Raw genomic sequence first — 22612 nt, 5'->3', positions numbered from 1 at the left:
TAAAATATTAATAAACAAATATATACAAAAAATAATTTTAAAAAAAGAAAATTATCATCTTTTCCAAAAAGTAAAAAAATGAAAATTATTTTGCTTTGTGTTTTACTTTTTTATACCTTTATGGGGTATTTTTAACACAATCAAAAAATTTATTCATTATGGATTATAATACAAATAATATTCGGAATGCTGTCTTGTTAGGGCACGCAGGAAGTGGAAAAACATCTTTGGTGGAAACAATGTTGTTTGAATCAGGAGCTACCACACGCATCGGAAACATTGAAGAAGGAAATACAATTTCTGATTTTCACGAAATGGAAAAAGAAAAGAAATACAGTATTTTCAGTTCATTGATGCACGTTTTTTGGGGAAATGCAAAAATTAATTTCATCGACACCCCTGGTTTTGATGATTTTATCGGAGAAGCTATCTCAGGATTAAAAGTTGCCGACACGGCGGTAATGGTAATCAATGCCAAAGAAGGAATTGAGGTTGAAAATGAGCTTCATAAAGATTATATTGAAGAATTTAAAACCCCTACCCTATTTGTAATCAATCAATTAGACCACGAAAAGGCTGACTTTGAAAAATCACTTCAAGAAATCAAAAACACTTTCGGAAGCAAAGTGGTTGAAGTTCAGTTCCCTTACAAATTGGAAAACGGATTCAACCACATCGTTGATGCGTTGCGTATGACAATGTACACTTTCGATTCCAACGGAGGAAAACCTAAAAAAGAACCTATTCCAACAGAAGTACTCGAACGAGCAAAACAAATTCACAATCAGCTTGTTGAAATAGCCGCTGAGGAAGAAGAAGGACTAATGGAACGCTATTTTGAGCAAGGAACATTAACCGAAGAAGAACTTACCAAAGGGCTTCAGTTGGCTATGGGAAAACAAAATTTCTTCCCTGTTTTCTGTGCTTCGGCAAAAGAAAATAAAGGAACCGGACGCATTATGGGTTTCATTCGTGATATTTGCCCTTCACCTTTGCAACAACCTGATAAAGAACTTCAAAACGGTCAAACAATCGCTCCCGATGCCTCTCTTCCTACAAGTATTTTTATCTACAAAACACTGAACGAACCACAAATTGGAGAACTCAGTTATTTCAAAGTATATAGCGGAACGCTCAAAAGCGGTGAAACGCTTAAAAATCAAATGAATGGCGAAGACGAACGCATAAATAAAATATTTGTAGTAAACGGAAAAAACAGAGAATCTGTAGAGGCGTTAGTCGCTGGTGATTTGGGAGTTACGATAAAACTCAAAAATTCACACACAAACAATACTTTGAATGGCGAAGGACATCACGAAATTCAAATCAAGAAGATAAAATTCCCTCAAATGAAAATTCGTATGGCGGTGGTTCCTCCTTCAAAATCGGATTTTGAAAAACTAACTAACGCCCTGCATATCATTCAGGAAGAAGACCCAACTTTCACTTTGCAATATTCGCCCGAACTGAAACAAACCATCATTCACGGACAAGGTCAAATGCACTTCGATGTGGTAAAACAACGCATCAAATCGTTATATAATATTGATATGGAACTTATTCGTCCGAAAATTCCGTATCGTGAAACCATTTCAAAAGCTGCTGAAGCTCAATATCGTCATAAAAAACAATCGGGTGGAGCGGGACAGTTTGCCGAAGTGCATTTACGCATTGAACCTTATGATGAAAATGCTCCTTTGCCTACTGATTTGAACGTTCGTAAGGAGGAACTTATCGAACTGCCTTGGGGCGGACATCTGCATTTCTTGTGGTGCATCGTGGGCGGAAGTATTGACACGCGTTTTATCAGTGCCATTAAAAAAGGAATAATGACCAAAATGGAAGAAGGACCTCTAACGGGTTCGTATTGCCAAAACATACGTGTAAGTATTTTCGACGGAAAAATGCATCCTGTTGATTCTAACGATATTGCGTTTCAGTTGGCGGCATCGGCAGGTTTTTCGGAAGCCTTCAAAAATGCCTCTCCGAAAATTATGGAACCCATTTACGAGTTGGAAGTGCTTTGCGATACCGTTGCGATGGGCGATGTAATGACCGATTTGCAAAGCCGAAGAGCCGTTATCACAGGGATTGACAATATTCGTCAATATCAGCAAATTAAGGCGTTAGTTCCAATTGCGGAAATGTACGGATATTCTACCTCGTTGCGTTCCATCACGCAAGGAAAATCGAAATTTAACCGTTATTTGTGGGGGTATCAGGTAATGAACCACGAAGTACAGGAGAAACTGCTGTCATCAGGAATTACAGAGGTTAAGAATTAGTAGAAGTAAACATTCTTCGCTCGAAGTATTGGTAAATCATATTTGCCTTTTTGATAAACTTTGTCGAAGTTCTTTTTGTATTGGATATCAATTCTATTGGACTTTGACAAAGTTTTTACATTTTATTTCGAATTTCTGAATTATCATTTTTCAAATTTTGTAGTTTGGTAAATAATAAAAGTGTATAAGAAAATCATTATAATTCCTAAAAATAATCCTGACAGGAGGGCTCTAAAAATATCATACCCTTGATCTAAAAGTATCACAGGAGGAGCCACTCCTAAAACAATTCCCAATAAAAAAGTATAAGTCCACGTAGATTGAATCTGTTTGTTGAATTTAGGATAAATCCTTCTCCCACAATTAGAACAATTGGTTTCAAGCAAAGGTTTAATTTTGAATGTTTTGAGAAAGGGCTGTGTATGATTACAGTATGGACATTTGAAATTATTCATAATTACATCATATGGAAATTTTAAACAATAAAAAAAGTAAAACAGGAACAATTACAATAACAAATGATTTGACTAAGGGGATATTTCTTTCTGTTAATGCAATAACAAACAATGTGTAAAATAATATCCAAGACACATCGTGAATAAATTTTAAGTCAATTATATTTAAATTATAAAATATTTCCTTACTATTAAATTCTTCCACATCTTTTGAGTAGTCTAATTTGTGAATGTTACAAACAATAATTATAAGAATAATTAACAATATAAATGCTACTGGAAATAAAGATTTACATATAATTTGAATTAATTCCTTTGAATTTATTACTGTACCTAATTTATAATAGTTTATAATATATTTTGAACTTAAAAAAGATAAAATTAGAGTTAACAAAGGGGATATGATAGATGCAATATTATTTATTGTAACAATAACCTTATGAAAATTGGAATTATTTATTTTAAGTATGTTTTGCTCTATGACAAAAGAAATAATAAAAGAAAAACAAATAATTGATAAAGGAATGAATAGTGGTTTCTTAGTATTTATCATAGCTATCTTATAGAAACAAAAACCTCTAATAAAGAAGATATAAAAACAATTATTAAACAAAATAATATTTTCTTTATATCTTTAAAATTAAACTCCATAACTTCTTTAAAAATATAATGGTACAACTTTATTGACAAACAGTACCCTATGTAACAAGATAATAAGATGGCTACTAATTCTATCGAATGAGGCAGGAAAGAACTAAAAATTAAAGATAAATTTGTTTTTTGCTTGATTGTATTAAAAAATAACCCCAAAACAAAACCATTGTATGAGGTATTTAACAAAGTTATACCTCCAAAAGACAAAAAACCTAAAACATTTATCAGTATAACATAGGTATTGTTAGCAAGTATCTTAAATAGTAAATCAACTTTATCCAATACTAAGAAACTCGGGTTAGATTCTTCCTTTATAGGGACATCATTCACCTCAATTAAGAATAAACCTACTACAAAAGGTAAGAAAAAGGTTAATACTGTAAGAATCTTTAATTTCATAGAGCAAATTTGAAGTCTATTTTAAGTTTATCAACTACCTTATCATATTGAAAAAAATATTAGAGAATAAATCAGAAACATATTTCATTCATATAAATAATGTGTTTATATAAATTTAAAATAGGCTCTTATTAATTCACAATCATCATAAGCCCACTCCTAGCCCTACTGCTAATCCGACAGGACCTCCCCAAGCCAAAGCAGCTCCATATCCCAATACAGAACTCTCTACCGTACCTACTACTCCAAAGATGGCTCCCACCTCAGGTGAGCTGTCAGTCTGTGTTGCATAGAGGTATGCTGCTCCTACCCAAGCATTAGAACTTACAGGAGACTCGTTTATCACTTTTGAAATAGAAGCCAATGAGCCACACAAAATAACCAAACTTAATAATAATCTTACTGTTTCATGACACAAAAAGTTAAATTTATAATTACGTTACCTATTTTGTCGCAAGGTAGAATTTTATTCTGAATATCCAAAAAAATAACATTTTTTAACTTATTGGTATGGCTTGTAAATTGCAAAAATATTTCTCTAACAATGATTCTCATTTTCGGAGATAGGGAAGTTTTTATATTGTAAAACTCTTCTTATTTTTTTCGGAAATCTTTGAAAGAGAGGCTGAATCAAAATGTGAAGTTCCGATTGCCGAAATGTACGGATATTCCACTTCGTTGCGTTCCATTACGCAAGGAAAATCAAAATTCAGCCGACATTTATGGGGATATCAGGTGATGAGCCACGAAGTTCAAGAGAAATTATTGAAAGGATAAAAAACTAAATATCTTAATTTTGAGGCGAAACGTTACTATTTTCGGAAAAACGTTTCGCCTTTGTTTTTGTATTTTCAAATCAAATTTGAGTTTTTATCTTTTAACTTCTCGGCACATTTCATACCTTTGCGGAAATTTTTTCTTTCAAAAGGCGAACTTTTTTCGTTTTTTTGAATGTTTTTTAAACCATTTATTTATGAAAATACAAGATTCTAAATATTATCGTCCGATTAACTTATTACAAACCGATGGCGATGACAACATTCAAGTTGTAGATAAATTTAAAATGCTGACTTACAGCAATCCATATCAATGTTTGTTAGATGACCTGATGACTCGAATTTATTTGAGCGGAGAAGATTTGGTAATTCAGAAAGAAAAACTGAAACATTTTGTAAAATGCACCGACTATTACACCGTTGATTATGCTTCAAAGCAAAATGAACTTTTTGAATCAGAGGAATGTTATTTTCATCCTGATTTAGAGGTTTTTATATTGACAGATAAGAATTTATCCAATGAATATGACAACCAAATTTTTGAAGACGGGCTTTTCAAGGTGAATTACGTGTATTACGAAAATACAAATCCAAAAACGAAAGAAAACTTAACTGCACTCTTCTCGGAATACATTGAAAAATATGTTTCTAAGGATTCAAAAGTGTCAATTCTGCTGAAAACTCAAGTCGGACTTGAAATAAAAACGCACACCATAAAACCATATCGCATTGATTTTGAGACAATGTACAATGACGATTTTTTAGAAGTTCACAATCGTGTCAAAAATGTTTTGACCAATGACACGAAAGGAGTGGTTCTGTTTCACGGCATTGCAGGCTCTGGTAAAACAAACTATATCAAATGGTTAACAAGCCAAATTCCAAATAAGAAATTTATTTTTATTCCCACAACGATGATTGGTTCACTCACTGACCCTGCTTTTATCGGGTTATTAATTGGCAATAAAAATTCGATTTTGGTTTTGGAAGATTGTGAAAATTACATCGCTGAGCGAACTGTTTTTAACAGCAACACAGATGTAGTTTCTTCTATTTTAAATATCGCCGATGGTATGCTTTCCGATGTGCTTGAATGTCAATTAATTTGCACTTTCAACTCTGATATTTCAAAAATTGACCCTGCACTTTTGCGAAAAGGACGACTTATTGCGGAGTACAAATTCAGAGAACTCACCGTTGAAAAAGCAAACAAATATTTGCAATCAACTGACAAACAAATCACTGTAAACAAACCTTATTCTCTGGCAGAATTGACAAACATTAATATTAAGGAATTTAAGGAGAACTCTGAACCTTCAAAAATAGGTTTTAAAAATTAAAAAATGGAGCGTAAAGTTATCATAACTTCCGATGGTTCAACTACTTTTCAAATTCCAGAATGGGACGAGTGTTTCCATTCCAAGCACGGTGCGGTTCAGGAAGCTTTACACGTTTTCATAAAAAACGGACTTCATTTATTTGAAAATCAATTGGTTTCTATCCTCGAAATTGGCTTCGGAACGGGATTGAATGCTTTAGTTACATATTTGGAACATTCAAAATTAGGTTTGAAAATCCACTATGAAACTGTGGAAGGTTACCCTCTTTCTTGGGAAGAAGCCCAGCAAATGAACTATTGCAATCAATTGAATAACAGTTCTCTACAATCCATTTTTGAAAAAATTCATCAATCGGAATGGGAAAAAGAGATTCCTATTTCGGAGAGTTTTATCATCAAAAAAAGAAATCATTTTTTTGAGCAAATTAATGATTTTGAACGATTTGACCTTATTTATTTCGATGCTTTTGGAGCAAGGGTTCAGCCCGAACTTTGGGAAATTTCTATTTTTGAAAAAATGTACAAAGCACTGAAAAAAGGTGGCTACTTGGTTACTTATTCATCAAAAGGAAGTGTTCAAAGAGCAATGAAAACTTGTGGCTTTCAGGTTGAAAAACTTCAGGGACCGCCCGGAAAACGTGAAATGTTGAGAGCAAAGAAATGATTTTCTTTCCAAATTTGTTAAATTTTGGCTTTTTTATGATTTCCACACACAATTAGTGTGTTCTGGCATAATTTTAGCTATTTTTCAGAAAAATATTTTCAATTATGAGAACAATTCTATTATTTTTTCTGACTTTAGTATTTGCCTACGGGCAAGAATACGAATTGAGTGGTACCGTGACCGATGAATCAGGAAATGCCCTACCTGGAGTAAATATTGTAATTAAAGGAACAACTAAAGGTACACAAACCGACTTCAACGGAAAATATGCTATCCGTGTAAAGCCTAAAGATATACTGGTTTTCAGTTATATTGGCTTTGAAACCCAAGAAATTATAGTCAAACAGCAGAAAACACTCAATGTAGCTTTGAAAGAAGACCAACAAATTCTTCAAGAAGTTGTTGTACTTGGGTATGGAATACAATCCAAGAAAGCCGTAACAGGAACGTATCGTATGCCTGAAGAAAAAGAAACCTACAAAAACATTGAGGAAAACAAGTTTAAAAAAACGGCTACCGACCCCGTTTCTACTTTTTCGGCGGATGTGGACAGAGCCTCGTACAGCAACATTCGGCGTATGCTCAACAACGGTTCTTTTCCTGAAAAAGATGCCGTTCGCATTGAGGAAATGATTAACTATTTTGATTACGATTATCCGCAACCCGATGCCAAAAGCAAAACGCCTTTTAAAATGACTACGGAACTGAGCAAAGCTCCTTGGAACTCTAAAAACTATTTGCTACAAATCGGGATGCAAGCTCAAAAAATTGATATGGAGAAAACACCTCCTTCCAATATTGTTTTTCTGATAGATGTTTCTGGTTCAATGGATTATCCTAACAAATTACCACTACTGAAATCGTCCTTTAAACTGCTTCTAAATTCGTTGAAACCCTCCGATAAAGTAGCCATTGTGGTTTATGCGGGTAGCTCTGGTTTGGTCTTGCCTTCCACTTCGGCAAAGGAAAAAGCTACAATTGAAGCTGCCTTGGAAAAATTGGAAGCAGGCGGAAGCACCGCAGGCGGAGAAGGACTGAAATTAGCTTACAAAGTGGCTCGCGAAAATTTCATTCCGAGTGGAAACAATCGAATAATTTTGGCAACCGACGGCGATTTCAACGTAGGGATAAACAATTACGACGAACTACAACGATTGGTGGAAGAGGAACGAAAAAGTGGCGTCTATATCAGTGTTTTAGGATTTGGAATGGGAAATTATCGCGATGATATGACCGAAACCATAGCCAATAAAGGCAACGGAAATTACGCCTATATTGACAACATTATGGAAGCCAAAAAAGTGCTGGTTAACGAATTTGGCGGAACGTTCTATACTGTTGCCAAAGACGTGAAATTTCAGGTGGAATTCAACCCAAAATATGTGAAAGAATACCGATTGCTGGGCTACGAAAACCGAATGCTAAACACGGAAGATTTTGAAGACGACCAAAAAGACGCCGGCGAAGTGGGCTCGGGGCATACTGTGACCGTTCTTTACGAAATTATTCCCGCCGATGGAAAAAACGAAGATACTTTACGTTACCAGAATCAGCAACTTAATGAAAAAGCTAAAAAAGGAAATGAAATTGCTTTCTTAAAAATTCGGTATAAAAAACCCGATTCAAAATCCAACAAAAGCATTGAAGTTTCGGAACCTATTGATTTTCAAGTGAAAGAAATTTCAAAAACCACGGACAATTTCCGATTTGCCGCTTCCGTTGCCGAATTCGGGATGTTACTTCGCGATTCGGAATTTAAAGCTGAAGCTTCTTATCAGCAAGTGATTGACCTTGCCAAAAACGCCCTCGGAAAAGACAAAGAAGGCTACCGAAAAGAATTCATCCGATTGGTGGAAAGTGCAAAATTGCTTGCTAAGTAAATTCAACAGATAATTTATTTATAAAACATAATTATCTTATTATAAACATTTTACAAAAAATATTTTTAAACTTTTCGTTTAATTTTCTCCCCAAAAAAGTAAAAGAAAATTATTCCAAAATGTTAAAAATGACTAAATAATCTTTTTAGTTACAATTATTATTTATTTTTAGCCTCGAAAAAAAATTAATTTATTTATGATGAAAAAAATATGTTTGACATTCATCGCTGCCCTGCTTTTAACACCAATAGCTCGTGCCGATGAAGGAATGTGGTTTTTAATGTTCATAGAGCGTCTGAATCAACGTGATATGCAAAAAATGGGTTTACAACTTACTGCCCAAGAGATTTACAGTATCAACAACAATAGCTTGAAAGACGCAATTGTGCAATTTAATGGAGGTTGTACGGCAAGTATTATTTCCAAAGACGGACTGGTATTAACCAATCACCATTGCGGATACGGGCAAATTGCTGAGGTTTCTACCCCTGAAAATAACTACTTACGCGACGGATTTTGGGCAAAAACGTATCAAGATGAGATAAAACCGCAGTCGCTTTTTGTTCGCTTTTTCGTTCGTATGGATAACGTTACTGACCGAATGCTTTCTGTTGTTAATGATAAAATGACTGAAAAAGAGCGTGAAGCGGCATTGAATCGTGAAATGGCAAAAATTCAGAAAGAAAACAACGAAGGCGGAAAGTATGTCGTTTCTGTTCGTTCATTCTTTCAAGGAAATGAATATTATTATTTTGTATATCAAGATTTTAAAGATGTTCGTTTGGTAGGAACTCCGCCTGAAAGTATTGGAAAATTTGGTGGAGATACCGACAACTGGGAATGGCCTCGCCAAACGGGAGACTTTTCACTTTTCCGCGTTTATACTGATAAAAACGGAAATGCTGCTGACTATTCTGCCGAAAATATCCCAATGAAAGCTAAAAAACATCTGGCAGTAAGCCTAAAAGGTGTTCAAGAAAAAGATTTTGCTATGATTTTGGGCTATCCTGGGCGTACAAATCGTTGGGTGCCATCTTTCTGGGTTGACCAAAATGTGGAATATGCGTATCCAGCTTGGGTAGAAGGCTCAAAAACAGCAATGGACGCTATGAAACCTTTTATGAATGCTGATGATGCCGTGCGTTTGATGTATGCTTCAAAATACGCACAAATTGCAAATTACTGGAAAAATCGTCAAGGTATGATTGAGGCTTTAAAAGCTCACAAAACCGCTGATGTAAAACGCAGTTACGAGAAAAAATTTGCCAAATGGGCTAACAAAAAGAAAAACAGAGCCGAATATGGCGATGTGCTAAAAACAATGGCTGATTATTTTGAAAAAACAAACGTTCAATCGGCTGATAATAACTATTTGGTTTCGCTTATTCGTGCAACGGATTTTGTTGGGCTTCCGCAAGCAATAGCAAAAGCTTTCCAAAATTACGAACAAATGTCTGACCAACAAAAAAGCCAATTGGTTAGTCGTATGCAAAATGTTTTGGAAATTTATAAAGAAAAACACATTCCTACGGAAAAAGCAATTCTGGCAAACGGATTGAAATTATACGTGAACAAAGCAAAAAATGTTCCTTCCGAAGTGAAACAAATACAAACAAACTTTCAAGGAGATTTCAAAAAATTCGCAGACAAAGCCTTCGAAACCAGCGTATTCGGCTCACAGGAAAATTTTAAAAACTTCTTGGAAAACCCAAATTCTGAAGTGCTTAAAAACGATATGCTGGCACAACTTTCGTTATCGCTTGTGAATCAATATAATCATAAGTCAGAAGAAGAAATTGCGTTGCACGATTCTTACGAAAAAGCTTTCCGAAAATTCGTAAAAGGAATGCGAGTTTCTAAAATAGGAAATACGTTATATCCTGACGCAAACTCCACACTTCGTTTAACTTACGGAACTGTCCGTGCACTTCCTGCCGACAAACGCAACGCTGACGCTTCCATCAACAATTATACAACCTTCAAATCAATGGTTGCCAAGTATAAACCTAACGACCCGGAATTTGATATGCCAAAACGTATGATTGAAATGTATGAAGCAAATGACTTTGGGCGTTATCTGGATAAAGACGGAACAATGCACGTTAATTTCTTGACAGACAACGACATCACAGGAGGAAACTCAGGTTCGCCAGTGATGAATGGCAAAGGCGAACTTATCGGTTTGGCTTTCGACGGAAATATCGAGGCAATGGCGGGAGACGTTATTTTTGACCCAAAATTACAAAGAACCATTAATGTGGATATCCGCTACGTACTTTGGGTAATCGACAAATTTTCAGGAGCAAAACACATCGTTGATGAAATGACGATTGTAGAGTAATTCCAAGATTTTACTTTTATATTAAAATACTACATAATAAGATGATTAACATTTTATTGTGTAGTATTTTTATTTAGTAGATTTTTAACGTTAGATTTTACAAAAATTCATACTTTTGCTTTTTAAAATTTCAAATTATGAACTCATTACTTACAAAAAATCCATATTTTAACACTTCAGGGCTTACCTCTTCTGAGGCTAACTATGTTTGCGAGCGTATCAAAGAACGTTTGAAACCAATTCAAAATTTAGTAACAAACATAGCTACACATACTTCTTCTTTGGAAGGAGAAAAATTGGATAATTTCAAAAAAATAGACAATATTGATGAAAAGTTAGAAAAAATAGGAACTTTATACGCAATTTCTGCCTATTTGAGAACTGCCATTAAGGAAAAAGATAACCGATTGAATGAAATTTCACAAAAAATATTACAAGTTCGTCATAAAATTGAAGAAAAAGTAGAAGAGATAGACTTTGAAGCTCTTAATAAACTAAAAAATGTAACAATTGACGACTTTTTAAAGACTTTATCGCTCGAAGAAGTTGTAAAATACAAATCTTGTGAAGCAAAAGCAGCGCATATCGGTAAATTCATTCACAATTTTGATACTTTGCGTGATGAAATCACCAGGAAAGAACTCATTTCACTCAAGCAAGTAGGCGAAAAGGTTTTCAAAATTGTTAATACTCCACTGTATGAAATGGAAGAATTACAAATTTTGCAGGAAAAATTATTAGCACAACACCGCGAGTTTGAAAGTGAAGTCAACTTCTACAAGGCGAAATTTCGTGATTTTGAAAACCAGTCAAAATTGAATTATGAAAAGGAATTTTTACGACTTTCACAAGAACGACAAGAAAAAATCAACGAACTTGTAGTAAAACAAACTGCCGAACTGACAAAAATAAAAGAGGAAGTTGCAAGCTTCAGGATTGTTATTCCAAATTTATATCAGACTGAAATTCAAGAATTATTAAAAAAATAATTAAGGTTCAAGTGAAAGAAGATAGTTGACCTATAACAGACTTTTTTCTACTTGATTTAGAGTGATATAAGGTGGACTTTTCATTAAATTGGTCACCTTTGGATTTTCGCTCTGCACCCAACTAATCGCTATTTAGGCACGTGACCAAAGTGTCTTCTTTTAAATAGCCTTTGATTTTGCCTTTGACTTTAAGGGTATGGAGGTCTTCGTTTTAATCGTTACCATAACCTGCGACCACTTTATATCATTCACTTTTTTAAAAACAAAAAAAATCCCGCAAAATTTTTAAAATTTTCTGCGGGATTTTAAAACTATCCTATAAATTATTTTGATTTTCCTTGATTAGCAACGCTGTTAATTGCTGCTGCGATAGCCTCTTGGTCACCTAAATAATAGCTCTTAATAGGTTTTAAATCAGCATCTAATTCGTAAACCAAAGGCACACCTGTTGGGATATTCAATTTCAAAATTTCAGCTTCGCTAAGCCCGTCCAAGTATTGAACTAATGAACGTAAACTATTTCCGTGAGCAGCAATAATCACACTTTTTCCTTCTTTGATGGCAGGAGCAATATCACTAAACCAGAAAGGTAACATTCTGTCATAAGTATCTTTCAAGCTCTCTCCTCCTGTTTTTTCTTCTGCGGTCAAGCCACTGTAACGACGATCGTGCGAAGGGTGTCTTTTATCAGTTTCTTCAATAAGCGGAGGTTTCACATCATACGAACGTCTCCACAAAAGTACCTGATCCTCACCGTATTTCTCTGCTGTTTCGGCTTTGTTCAACCCTTGTAAAGCTCCGTAACTTTTTTCATTCAAACGCCAGCTTTTGTTGGTAGGCACCCACAAATCTCCCATTTCATCCAAAGCGTAGTTTAATGTTTTGATAGCTCTTTTCAAAACAGAAGTAAAAGCTACGTCAAACTTAAATCCTTCTTTTTTTAGAATTCTACCTGCTTCACGAGCTTCTTCAATCCCCTGCTCTGTTAAATCAACATCTTCCCAACCTGTGAACAAATTCAGTTTATTCCACTCGCTTAATCCGTGACGCAATAATACAATTTTGTACATATTTTTATATTTTTTTAATTATTAATTATACTCTAATTCAGGACAAATATACAACAATTATTTCATTCTTACATCAAATTTTCATTACTCTACTTGCGAATCGTAAAACGCTCTGTAATAGCCATTTTTGTTAAAAAGTTCTTCGTGCGTTCCTTCTTCTACCAACTCGCCTTGATTCAACATCAAAATACGGTCAGCATTTTTGGTAATTGAAACCCGATGACTTACAATAATTACTGTTTTTTCTCTAAAAATTTCATTCAGATTGTGAAGTATTTTTTCTTCCGTATCCGTATCCACAGCTGAAAGACTATCATCCAACAAATATATTTCGGCTTCTTTGAGCAAAGCCCGAGCAATGGAAATACGCTGCTTCTGCCCTCCGCTTAACGACACTCCACGCTCTCCCAAAACGGATTCATACTGATGCGTAAAGTCCATTATATTATGGTGTACAACTGCTTTTTCTGCTGCTTCAATCATTTGTTTGTGAGTCGCTTTCTCATTTCCGAACAAAAGATTGTTTTTTATCGTATCTGAAAATAAAAACGATTCCTGCGGAACTACTGAAATAGCTTTGCGAAGGCTCTCTAAGTTCAAATTCTGAATTGGTTTTTCATCAATAAAAATTTGTCCTTTTGAAACATCATACATTCTGGAAATCAAATCAATAATTGTAGTTTTCCCGCTTCCGGTTTTACCGATAATGGCTATCGTTTCACCTTTTTTAATGTTAAAAGAAACATTCTTAAGTGCCTCAATACCTGTATCTTGATAAGTAAAACTTACATTTTCAAAGCGAATATTTCCTTCAATTGTTTCCGGATTCGGATTTGTATTTTGAATATCAGGTACTTCTGCCAGAAATTCATTAATTCGTTTTTGTGAAGCCTCCGCTTGCTGAACAATAGAACTCACCCACCCCACCGTTGCAACAGGCCAAGTAAGCATCATCACGTAAATACTAAATTTGACAATGACACCAATTGAGGTAATTTCTCCCAAATAATAAAGCCTTCCTCCCATAAAAATTACGAAAATCAAGCTCAGTCCTATCATCAAAATCATTGTAGGAAAGAAAATTGCCTGTACCCTTGCCAATTTAATATTCTTTTGCCTTCCTTCTTCTGCCAAATCAGATAACTGACTATTAATCAGCGATTCATCATTATAAGCTTTAATGACTCCTATCCCCGAAAATGTTTCTTGAGAGAAGGTAGATAAATTCGATAAAAATTGCTGTACTACTAAGGTTTCTTTGTTGATTTTCCTGCTCATCACATAAATTAGTGCCGACAAAATCGGAAGAGGAATCAAAGTGTAAAGCGTCAGCTCCACAGATGTGTAAAACATTAACGGAATTACACACGCAAAGAGTGTTATCGTCTGAACGCTGTACATAATCGCAGGACCGGCATACATCCGAACTTTGCTAACGTCTTCACTAATTCGGTTCATCAAATCACCCGTGCGATTTCTCTTGTAAAAAGAAAGCGAAAGTTGCTCGTATTTTACAAAAATTTCATTTTTGAGGTCGTATTCTATATATCTTGAAACATTAATTATCAATTGTCGCATAAAAAACGTCATTATTGCAGAAATAATGGTAGTTCCAATGATAATTAAGGCATATTTCAGTAGTAATTCGGTAATATTTGTGTTTTCTTGCGGAGATTTTGCGTATTGTTCAATTGCAGAAACAGAATTTTGCACATATTCCGGCATAAATAACGAAAATATTCTGGCAATAATTGTTATAAAAATCCCTAATATCAGATGATAACGATATTTATAAAAATATTTTCGAATATGTCGTAAATTGGTCATACTTAAATTTTAAGAGGACAAAGATAACTATTTTTTAGAAAAAATGGAAAAAATAAATTATTTACCAGAAGATAAAAAGCAGTGATTAAATCTTTCGAAAAATATAAAAATTCGTCTTATTTGAATACCTATCAGCAAATTAATTCAAAAATATATCTTAAAATGAATCTATCAAAATGCAAAAAAACAATAAAAACTATGCAGAATAAGAATTAATTATTAATTTTGCGAGATTTAAAGAAAAAACGAAAAATTATTATGTTGGTATTACAAACATCTGGTGAAGTAGCAAGTGTTGCAAGTGAAACAGCTCTTGTTGAAGAAAAAACGCTTTCAGTTATGGATATGATCCTCAATGGAGGAGCTGCGAGTACTGTTATCATAGCTGTATTATTCATTATGTTGGCTGTGGCTTTGTTTATCTATTTTGAAAGGCTATTTGCCATAAAATCAGCTTCTAAAGTTGACAAAAACTTTATGATGAAAATTCGTGATGGCATTTCGGCTGGTAAGTTGGACGCTGCGAGAATGTTCTGTGTTCAATCAAATACTCCTGTTGCTCGATTAATTGAAAAAGGAATTTCCAGAATTGGTAAGCCTTTGGAAGACATCAACAAAGCAATCGAAAACGCAGGAACGTTAGAAGTGTACAAGTTAGAAAAAAACACAGCAATTTTGGCTACTATCGCTGGGGCTGGACCTATGATAGGATTTTTAGGCACGGTTGTTGGTATGATTATGTCATTCCACGAAATGGCTACCGCTGGAGGGCAAGCTGAAATGGGAGCTTTGGCAAATGGTATTTATACCGCAATGGCAACAACCGTAGCTGGGCTAATCGTTGGGATTATTGCTTATATCGGTTACAACCACTTGGTAGTTCGTACCGATAAAATCGTTCATCAAATGGAGGCTAATGCCGTTGAATTTTTGGATCTATTGAACGAACCTGCATAAGACAACCTCCTAAAAACCAAATATTAAGATGAAAATAAGAGGTAGAAATAAAGTTAGTCCCGAATTTAGTATGTCATCTATGACCGACATAGTATTCCTATTGCTCGTATTCTTTATGATTACTGCAAATAGCCCAAATGCGTTGGACTTGCTTTTGCCAAAAGCTAAAGGTAAATCCACTAATACACAGAATGTTTCTGTCAGCATAAATAAAGACTTAAGTTACTTTATAGATAAAAAACCAATCACTATTGAAAGTTTGGAACAAGAACTTAAAATAGCATTACAGGGAGTTGAAAAGCCCACTATCATTTTGAGAGTGGAAGAAAGCGTTCCTATCGAAAAGGCTGTCGCTGTGATGGATATTGCAAATCAAAATCAGTATAAAGTAATTTTGGCTGTTCGTCCAAAATAAAATGATATGAGTTTAATTGACACAGAACATAAACGTAAATCACTGGCTCTCACTACGGTTATTATGGGGCTTATTGTGGTTCTGCTATTTTTTGCGGGGATGAGATACCTTGACCCTCCTCCTGAAAGTGGCGTAGATGTTATTTTTGGTGTTGATGCACAAGGAATGGGTGAAAGAACTCCTCCGCCAAGTGCTTCAAAACCACAAACATCGCGTTCTGAAGAAATGTCAAAACCAGAGGAAAGTACTTCTGAAAGTGTAAAGGAAAATCTTTTAGCTCAGGACAATGATGAAGAAATTGCTGTGCCAAATGAGCCAAAAAAGAAAGAAAAGAAGAAGGAAACTCCTAAAAAAGAAAAATCGGAAAAAACTCCTAATAAACAAACAACCGAAAAACCAAAAGAAGAACCAAAACCGTCAAAAGAAGCTACTGATGCCCTATCAAGCATTTTAGGAGCTGCCAATGCAAACGGAAATTCTTCCGGAGGACAAGGTGATGACAATGTTAGTGGTTACAAAGGTAGCCCAGACGGTGACCCTTATGCAAACAGTTACTACGGTTCCGGAGGTTCAGGAACAAGTGGCAAAGGCTGGGGACTTAAAGGACGCAGCATTGAAGCAGAGGGCAAAGTTCTGCAAGATTGTAACGAATCAGGTACAATAGTTGTACAAATTGAAGTTGATCGAAATGGAAATGTGGTAAAAGCAACTCCGGGTGTGAGAGGTTCTACCAGTCGTGAACCGTGTCTGTTAGAAGCTGCCCGAAAAACAGCTTTCAAACACAAATGGAATGCTGATTCAAAAGCTCCTGCACGACAAATTGGATTCATCGTAATTAATTTCAAATTAGGAGAATAATTCCTTATAAAGTGAAACTTTTTTAAAATCAAGATAATTTAAGAATTCTAAAAAATGTCTTCTTAAATTATCTTTTTGTTATATCAACCTTTTTAATTTAACAAAATTGGACTATCAAGAAACGCTTTCGTGGATGTTTAACCGCTTACCTATGTTCCAAAATCAAGGCAGAAAAGCATTGAATCATAAATTGGATAATATTCAAGCACTTACATCCGTTTTAAATCATCCTGAAAAAAAATTTAAATCGCTACATATAGCCGGCACAAACGGAAAAGGTTCGTCAAGCCATATGCTGGCTTCTGTTTTACAACAAGCGGGATACAAAGTGGGGCTATACACTTCGCCACATCTTAAAGATTTTCGGGAACGCATAAAAATAAATGGTATTGAAATTCCTGAAAACAAAGTAATTGCGTTTATAGAAAAATACAAACCTTTCTTTGAAGAAAATCACCTATCTTTTTTTGAAATGACAGTTGGGCTGGCTTTTGACTATTTTGCAGAAGAACAGGTAGATATTGCTGTTATTGAAGTAGGATTGGGTGGAAGATTTGATTCTACAAATGTTATAAATCCTGAAGTATCGTTAATTACCAATATTTCGAAAGACCATATAGATATTTTGGGAAATACTTTGCCTGAAATAGCCGTTGAAAAAGCGGGAATTATAAAGAAAAACACACCTGTGGTAATTAGCGAATACAACGAAGAAACAGCTCCTATCTTTATCGAAAAAGCTAAAAAGGAAAAAGCTCCCATAGTTTTTGCTTCTTCTATTTCAACAGATTTAAAAACTGATTTACAAGGAATTTATCAGGAAAAAAACATAAAGGGAGTCCTCGCTGTGTTGGATTTTTTGAGAAATGACTTTTGGGAAATTTCCGATGATGATATCAAAGCAGGGCTATTAAATGTTGTAAAAAATACGGGCTTGAAAGGACGTTGGCAAACTCTCTGCGAAAAGCCTAAAATAGTTTGCGATACAGGGCATAACGAGGCTGGATTGTCATACGTTATCAAACAAATTTCCCAGCAATCATTTGAGAAGCTTCACATTGTGTTGGGTTTTGCAAAGGATAAAGATGTGGAGGCGGCACTTGATATGTTTCCCAAAGATGCAACATATTATTTCTGCAAGCCAAATATTCCACGTGGGTTAGATGTGCATATTTTAACTGAAATCGCAACTAAAAAAGGAATAAACGGAAAGGCTTACGATTCCGTAAAACAAGCTTTACAAGCCGCAAAAGAAAACGCAAATTCAGAAGATTTTATCTTTGTAGGAGGAAGTACGTTTGTTGTAGCAGAAATTGTTTAATTTTTTATTAACATAAAACACTAAAAACAAACCACTTACATTTTAACATAAAATTTTATCAAAAAAAGTTTAAAAAATATTTGGAACTTTACTAAAAGTTGTATTATATTTGCACTCGTAAAACAAAGGATAGGCGGGAGTAGCTCAGTTGGTAGAGCGTCAGCCTTCCAAGCTGAATGTCGCGAGTTCGAACCTCGTCTCCCGCTCAAAAAAAGCAACCTATTTTCAGGTTGCTTTTTTATTTCTATTCAATTTGTTATTTTAACATATTGATTGTATTCGTTAATATATACTTTATTCGTTTCCAATAAATTATACAATTCCTCCAGAATATTTTTCTCCTCAAAATCCAAACGTAAAAGCAACTCATTGGAAGACATACCTTGCTTCTTCAATAAATTCAGAATTTGTTGTCTCAATTCCTCAGTATTTATTTCCACTTTTTGTTTTTTTGAAACACAAACAGAACAAACTCCACAAGAGGTCATTTCTGACTCGCCAAAATATCGCAATAACTGAACACTTTTGCATTCATCCGAATTTTCAATATAACGAAACATCGCTTCTTGCAAATCGATTTTATTTTTGTTGTATTCCTTCAGATTTTTGGCAACCGCATTGATAGTACGGTCGTCATCACGTGGAACTTTAAAAATTATCTCGGCATCAGTATTTTCATTCGTATATTCTATAATTTCATCTTTTTGCAATTTTTCAAACTGAGTTACAATTTTTCCAACTTCTATTCCCGTTTTCTGGGCTATTCTTTCAATTTTTATAGGTGTGGTTTGCTCGTAAATCCCGGGGAAGTTTCTCAGTAAGTAAAAAACAATATCTTTTAATTCCGACTGATTTTTCAAATAATTAATCACCTCCACACTTGTAGGAAGAAAGCGTAACGTGATTTTATGATAAAAATTCTGACTTAAGGAAATAACTGATAATCTGTCAAGTAGAGAAAGTCCGTTGTATGTTTTTTGAAACTGTAAATTGTAACGTTTGCAAAAGTCAGAAAATTGAAATCGGAAAGGAATTTCTTCTCCTTCCCCGTAAGCAATCTGAAAATAAGCATTCAATTTTGCATACAAAAATTTCAAATACGAAACATCTATAATTTGTTCTGTAAGTTGATTTTTAGCATTTTGCAAATCCGATTTATCATAAAGCAACACAGCGTAAGATTTTTCGCCATCACGCCCTGCCCTTCCTGCTTCCTGAAAGTAATCTTCAATTGTGGCAGGAATTTCCCAGTGAATCACAGTTCGGACATCGGGTTTATCAATTCCCATCCCAAAAGCATTTGTGGCAACCATCACCTGAACGTCATTTAGTAGCCACATACTCAGTTTTTTATTCTTTTCTTCAGAAGAAAGCCCTCCGTGAAAAAAAGTTGCCGAAATACCCTGTTCTTGCAAATATTCTGCCATTCGCACAGTTCCATTTCTGCTTCGGACATATACGATGGAAGTTCCTTTATTTTTCTTCAGAATTTGCTCTAATCGCTGCCACTTACTGTCGGTTTTGAAAGTCATATAGGCAATATTAGGACGCTTTAAAGAAGTAGAAATAACCGTTGCTTTTTCGATAGTTAATTGCTGAAGAATATCTTTCTGAACCCTTACTGTTGCCGAAGCGGTCAAAGCCAACAGCGGGACTTCAGGGAACTGTTCCTTCAACCATTTACACTTCAAGTAGGCTGGACGAAAATCTTTCCCCCAATGAGAAACACAATGTGCTTCATCAATAGCTATAAGATTGACATTCATCGATTTAATAAAATTCTGAACTACTTCTTGTTGCAAACGTTCCGGCGATAAATACAGAAACTTATAATTCCCACAAATTGCATTATTGAGCAATCGTTCCAAATCCTCATACGCAATTCCTCCAGCAATGGACAAGGCTTTGATTCCTTTACTTTTTAGGTTTTCCACTTGGTCTGTCATCAGGGCTATCAAAGGAGAAACCACTATGCAAATCCCTTCCTTTACCAAAGCCGGCACCTGAAAAGTAATGGATTTTCCTCCGCCGGTTGGCATCAAAGCCAAAACATCATTTCCTTCTAAAACAGACTGAACTATAACATCTTGCGGATAACGAAACGATTCATATCCCCAATATTTCTTGAGTATTTCGAGAGAATTTTTCATATTTTTGCGAGCGAAAGAAGAAAAATTTATTGAGTCTCTACTTTCTTAACAATGACTTTTTCTTTGCAATTTTCAACAGTTATTTCCACTTTTTTTCCTTGCAAATCACCTTCAATAACGTAAATTTTGCAAGGAACAGCTTTCACATCGCTTTTAGCAAAAAGAACATTACCGTCTGTAAAAACTTTTGTCAGCTCTTCTTTTGTGGCAATAATCTCAGGAGAAATTTCTATAGTTTTGGAACGTAAATCCTTCAAAACTCTACAATTAGGAAAATAGCAAAACGCCTCGGTTTCTTTCTTTTTTAAGAAAAAAGCCACAATCACAATTCCGATAGAAAGCCCAATGGAATAATATCCAATTCTTTTTAATATTGACATTTCAGATTTCTTTCACATTTTTCAACAACAGAAAAAATAGTTTCCCCCATTGTTATTTTTTTAAATAAATAATAAGTTAATCGGTTTGTAAGGCAGTCCAAACCACTCAGAAACAGTGCTATCTGTGAGAATTCCGTGATAAAAGTACAATCCGTTTCTTAAACCTTTATCAGCGTGCAAGATATTCTCAATTCCTCCCTCCTCTCCTATTTTCAATATGAAAGGCATTAAAATATTACTGAGGGTAAACGATGAAGTTCGGGCATAACGCGAAGCAATATTCGGAACGCAATAATGTACCACATTGTGTTTCACAAAGGTAGGATTTGCCAAAGTAGTTATTCGGCTTGTTTCTATGCAACCTCCCGTATCTATGCTGGCATCAATTATCACAGAACCTTTCTTCATCAGCTGAACCATATCTTCACTAACTACAACGGGAGAACGATTCTCGCCACGCATTGCCCCAATTAGTACATTACAACGCATCAGAGCTTTTTTCAAAATCTTTGGTTGCAAGGTAGATGTGAAGACCGAACAACCCAAAGACTGTTTCAATTCTCGCAAATTTGCCAAAGAATTATCAAACACTTTTACATTCACTCCTAAACCGATTGCCGATTTCACAGCCGATTTGGTTACGTCATTCGCTCCAAGAAAAACAACTTCAATAGGCGGAACTCCTGTGATATTTCCGAAGAGAAAACCACCGCCTCCGTTTGAAGTATTGGCAATCAACTCCGAAGCGATTAACACCGAAGCAGCTCCTACAATTTCACTAACAGACTGAAGAACAGGATAATTCCCCTCTTCATCTTGGATATACTCAAAAGCCAAAGCCGTAATTTGTTTCTTTGACAAAGCTTCAAAATATTCCTTCGTTTGAGTTTTTATCTGCAAGGCAGAAATTAAAACCGATTTCGGACGAAGGTAACCTATTTCTGTTTTGGTCGGTGGTTCAACTTTCAATACGATAGGGCAAGAAAAAACTTGTTCCGTATCATACACAATTTCTGCTCCTACTTCGCTGTAATCCTTGTCGGAAAAATTGGCATTTTCTCCCGCCCCTGATTCAATGAGAATTTTATGTCCGTTTGCCACCAAAACCGCAACATCATCAGGAGCCAAACAAATACGCCTTTCCTGAAATGTACTTTCTTTCGGTAAGCCTATTTTCAAAGATATCTGTCTGTTAGACACTGCCAATCGCTCTTCTTGTGGCAAAAACTTTGAGATTGTGGATAATTTTGACATAAATTTCTATTAAAAAACACAAAGATAAAAAGCAAAGCACAAAGATACAATAAAGTTTTAAAAAAATAATTAAGAATATCTAATTAACAGTCACTTATAATTAAAATTGAGTTATATTTATCATTTTAACGATTTTATAACAAATAAATTATTACTTTTGCCCCGATGATTCGGAAATTTACAAACATATTACTGGCGACACTAATCCTGTTTTCAAATTCAGGATGGGCATTGTCGTTCCATTATTGTAAAGACGAATTAGCCTCAATTTCAATCTCTTATACAGAGATTTCGGAGCAAGACAGTGATTCCTGTAGCTTAGATGGAGGATGCTGTGAAGCAAAGGACGACCATTCTGATTGCTGTGATAATCAAACATTTGAATCCTCTAAGTCAGATAACACATTGGTTTCAAAAGTTTTTGAACTCAATTTGTTTTCGTTTGTCTTATCCGAAAATTTATATAACTTCAACAATATAAGTATCTTAAAATCAAATAGAAGCATTCCTGCTTTTTATGTTGATTTAAATGCTCCTCCTCTGTACGAATTATTCTGTCAGCTTGTATTTTATGCCTAATTAATTTTTTGATGGCTAA

The 22612-nt window shown here is 34.8% G+C and carries 19 protein-coding genes and 1 tRNA gene; 13 read left to right on the top strand and 7 right to left on the bottom strand.

Features of this window, described 5'->3' with window-relative positions; translation table 11 throughout:
• Positions 1-158: 158 nt before the first annotated feature.
• Entirely contained in the window at positions 159-2285 is a 2127-nt protein-coding gene (locus CGC58_RS11250; RefSeq protein ID WP_095896792.1) for an elongation factor G, read from the top strand.
• A 1010-nt stretch (positions 2286-3295) separates the two neighbouring features.
• Here CGC58_RS11250 and CGC58_RS11235 read toward each other — a convergent pair.
• Both CGC58_RS11235 and CGC58_RS11230 read right to left on the bottom strand, forming a co-directional pair.
• Positions 3296-3793 (bottom strand): stage II sporulation protein M, encoded by a 498-nt coding sequence (locus tag CGC58_RS11235; RefSeq protein WP_095896789.1) that lies wholly within the window; start codon positions 3791-3793, stop codon positions 3296-3298.
• 145 nt (positions 3794-3938) lie between these two features.
• Positions 3939-4211, bottom strand: a complete 273-nt coding sequence (locus CGC58_RS11230; protein WP_157909258.1) for a hypothetical protein — start codon at positions 4209-4211, stop codon at positions 3939-3941.
• A gap of 161 nt (positions 4212-4372) precedes the next feature.
• Between CGC58_RS11230 and CGC58_RS11225 the strand changes: the two genes are divergently transcribed.
• The 6 genes from CGC58_RS11225 (at position 4373) to CGC58_RS11200 (ending at position 11782) form a co-directional block, all read left to right on the top strand.
• Entirely contained in the window at positions 4373-4570 is a 198-nt protein-coding gene (locus CGC58_RS11225; protein WP_308444662.1) for a hypothetical protein, read from the top strand.
• A 196-nt stretch (positions 4571-4766) separates the two neighbouring features.
• Positions 4767-5909, top strand: coding sequence for an AAA family ATPase (locus CGC58_RS11220; RefSeq protein ID WP_095896786.1), 1143 nt, complete (start codon positions 4767-4769; stop codon positions 5907-5909).
• A gap of 3 nt (positions 5910-5912) precedes the next feature.
• Positions 5913-6572 (top strand): tRNA (5-methylaminomethyl-2-thiouridine)(34)-methyltransferase MnmD, encoded by a 660-nt coding sequence (mnmD, locus tag CGC58_RS11215; RefSeq protein WP_095896785.1) that lies wholly within the window; start codon positions 5913-5915, stop codon positions 6570-6572.
• A gap of 104 nt (positions 6573-6676) precedes the next feature.
• Positions 6677-8452 (top strand): vWA domain-containing protein, encoded by a 1776-nt coding sequence (locus tag CGC58_RS11210; protein WP_095896784.1) that lies wholly within the window; start codon positions 6677-6679, stop codon positions 8450-8452.
• 199 nt (positions 8453-8651) lie between these two features.
• Positions 8652-10793, top strand: a complete 2142-nt coding sequence (locus CGC58_RS11205; RefSeq protein ID WP_095897219.1) for a S46 family peptidase — start codon at positions 8652-8654, stop codon at positions 10791-10793.
• Between the two features lie 137 nt (positions 10794-10930).
• Complete coding sequence (locus CGC58_RS11200; protein WP_095896783.1) at positions 10931-11782, top strand: hypothetical protein; 852 nt, start codon at positions 10931-10933, stop codon at positions 11780-11782.
• A 323-nt stretch (positions 11783-12105) separates the two neighbouring features.
• Here CGC58_RS11200 and gpmA read toward each other — a convergent pair whose 3' ends face one another.
• Both gpmA and CGC58_RS11190 read right to left on the bottom strand, forming a co-directional pair.
• A complete protein-coding gene (gene gpmA, locus CGC58_RS11195; protein WP_095896782.1) occupies positions 12106-12852 on the bottom strand; it encodes a 2,3-diphosphoglycerate-dependent phosphoglycerate mutase in 747 nt (248 codons plus the stop codon).
• 84 nt (positions 12853-12936) lie between these two features.
• Positions 12937-14679 (bottom strand): ABC transporter ATP-binding protein, encoded by a 1743-nt coding sequence (locus CGC58_RS11190; RefSeq protein ID WP_095896781.1) that lies wholly within the window; start codon positions 14677-14679, stop codon positions 12937-12939.
• Positions 14680-14937: 258 nt separating this feature from the next.
• Between CGC58_RS11190 and CGC58_RS11185 the strand changes: the two genes are divergently transcribed.
• The 5 genes from CGC58_RS11185 (at position 14938) to CGC58_RS11165 (ending at position 18436) form a co-directional block, all read left to right on the top strand.
• Positions 14938-15636: a MotA/TolQ/ExbB proton channel family protein gene (locus tag CGC58_RS11185; protein WP_095896780.1), complete on the top strand. Its 699-nt coding sequence runs from the start codon at positions 14938-14940 to the stop codon at positions 15634-15636.
• 28 nt (positions 15637-15664) lie between these two features.
• Positions 15665-16051, top strand: a complete 387-nt coding sequence (locus CGC58_RS11180) for an ExbD/TolR family protein (RefSeq protein ID WP_095896779.1) — start codon at positions 15665-15667, stop codon at positions 16049-16051.
• 6 nt (positions 16052-16057) lie between these two features.
• Complete coding sequence (locus CGC58_RS11175; RefSeq protein WP_095896778.1) at positions 16058-16909, top strand: energy transducer TonB; 852 nt, start codon at positions 16058-16060, stop codon at positions 16907-16909.
• 106 nt (positions 16910-17015) lie between these two features.
• Complete coding sequence (locus tag CGC58_RS11170; RefSeq protein WP_095896777.1) at positions 17016-18230, top strand: bifunctional folylpolyglutamate synthase/dihydrofolate synthase; 1215 nt, start codon at positions 17016-17018, stop codon at positions 18228-18230.
• 133 nt (positions 18231-18363) lie between these two features.
• Positions 18364-18436 (top strand) — tRNA-Gly (locus CGC58_RS11165).
• Positions 18437-18478: 42 nt separating this feature from the next.
• Here the strand turns inward: CGC58_RS11165 and CGC58_RS11160 are convergent.
• The 3 genes from CGC58_RS11160 to CGC58_RS11150 are packed head-to-tail and all read right to left on the bottom strand — an operon-like array spanning position 18479 to position 22014.
• Complete coding sequence (locus tag CGC58_RS11160; RefSeq protein WP_095896776.1) at positions 18479-20380, bottom strand: RecQ family ATP-dependent DNA helicase; 1902 nt, start codon at positions 20378-20380, stop codon at positions 18479-18481.
• A 26-nt stretch (positions 20381-20406) separates the two neighbouring features.
• The gene (locus CGC58_RS11155) at positions 20407-20760 is read right to left on the bottom strand and encodes a hypothetical protein (protein ID WP_095896775.1); all 354 of its coding nucleotides are present in this window, start codon (positions 20758-20760) and stop codon (positions 20407-20409) included.
• A gap of 60 nt (positions 20761-20820) precedes the next feature.
• Positions 20821-22014, bottom strand: coding sequence for an alanine dehydrogenase (locus CGC58_RS11150; RefSeq protein ID WP_095896774.1), 1194 nt, complete (start codon positions 22012-22014; stop codon positions 20821-20823).
• A gap of 165 nt (positions 22015-22179) precedes the next feature.
• On the opposite strand from CGC58_RS11150, the gene CGC58_RS11145 reads away from it, so the two are divergent.
• Positions 22180-22593, top strand: a complete 414-nt coding sequence (locus tag CGC58_RS11145) for an HYC_CC_PP family protein (protein ID WP_095896773.1) — start codon at positions 22180-22182, stop codon at positions 22591-22593.
• Positions 22594-22612 lie beyond the last annotated feature (19 nt).

The organism is Capnocytophaga stomatis, from assembly GCF_002302635.1.
Classification (GTDB): Bacteria; Bacteroidota; Bacteroidia; order Flavobacteriales; family Flavobacteriaceae; genus Capnocytophaga; species Capnocytophaga stomatis.
This window is presented reverse-complemented; position numbering and strand designations above follow the sequence as displayed.

Excerpts from the sequence above, each read along its gene's own strand:
- CGC58_RS11250 (WP_095896792.1), top strand. The coding sequence starts at position 159 with ATGGATTATAATACAAATAATATTCGGAATGCTGTCTTGTTAGGGCAC.
- CGC58_RS11235 (WP_095896789.1), bottom strand. The coding sequence starts at position 3,793 with ATGAAATTAAAGATTCTTACAGTATTAACCTTTTTCTTACCTTTTGTA.
- CGC58_RS11220 (WP_095896786.1), top strand. The coding sequence starts at position 4,767 with ATGAAAATACAAGATTCTAAATATTATCGTCCGATTAACTTATTACAA.
- mnmD (WP_095896785.1), top strand. The coding sequence starts at position 5,913 with ATGGAGCGTAAAGTTATCATAACTTCCGATGGTTCAACTACTTTTCAA.
- CGC58_RS11210 (WP_095896784.1), top strand. The coding sequence starts at position 6,677 with ATGAGAACAATTCTATTATTTTTTCTGACTTTAGTATTTGCCTACGGG.
- CGC58_RS11205 (WP_095897219.1), top strand. The coding sequence starts at position 8,652 with ATGAAAAAAATATGTTTGACATTCATCGCTGCCCTGCTTTTAACACCA.
- CGC58_RS11200 (WP_095896783.1), top strand. The coding sequence starts at position 10,931 with ATGAACTCATTACTTACAAAAAATCCATATTTTAACACTTCAGGGCTT.
- gpmA (WP_095896782.1), bottom strand. The coding sequence starts at position 12,852 with ATGTACAAAATTGTATTATTGCGTCACGGATTAAGCGAGTGGAATAAA.
- CGC58_RS11190 (WP_095896781.1), bottom strand. The coding sequence starts at position 14,679 with ATGACCAATTTACGACATATTCGAAAATATTTTTATAAATATCGTTAT.
- CGC58_RS11185 (WP_095896780.1), top strand. The coding sequence starts at position 14,938 with ATGTTGGTATTACAAACATCTGGTGAAGTAGCAAGTGTTGCAAGTGAA.
- CGC58_RS11180 (WP_095896779.1), top strand. The coding sequence starts at position 15,665 with ATGAAAATAAGAGGTAGAAATAAAGTTAGTCCCGAATTTAGTATGTCA.
- CGC58_RS11175 (WP_095896778.1), top strand. The coding sequence starts at position 16,058 with ATGAGTTTAATTGACACAGAACATAAACGTAAATCACTGGCTCTCACT.
- CGC58_RS11160 (WP_095896776.1), bottom strand. The coding sequence starts at position 20,380 with ATGAAAAATTCTCTCGAAATACTCAAGAAATATTGGGGATATGAATCG.
- CGC58_RS11155 (WP_095896775.1), bottom strand. The coding sequence starts at position 20,760 with ATGTCAATATTAAAAAGAATTGGATATTATTCCATTGGGCTTTCTATC.
- CGC58_RS11150 (WP_095896774.1), bottom strand. The coding sequence starts at position 22,014 with ATGTCAAAATTATCCACAATCTCAAAGTTTTTGCCACAAGAAGAGCGA.
- CGC58_RS11145 (WP_095896773.1), top strand. The coding sequence starts at position 22,180 with ATGATTCGGAAATTTACAAACATATTACTGGCGACACTAATCCTGTTT.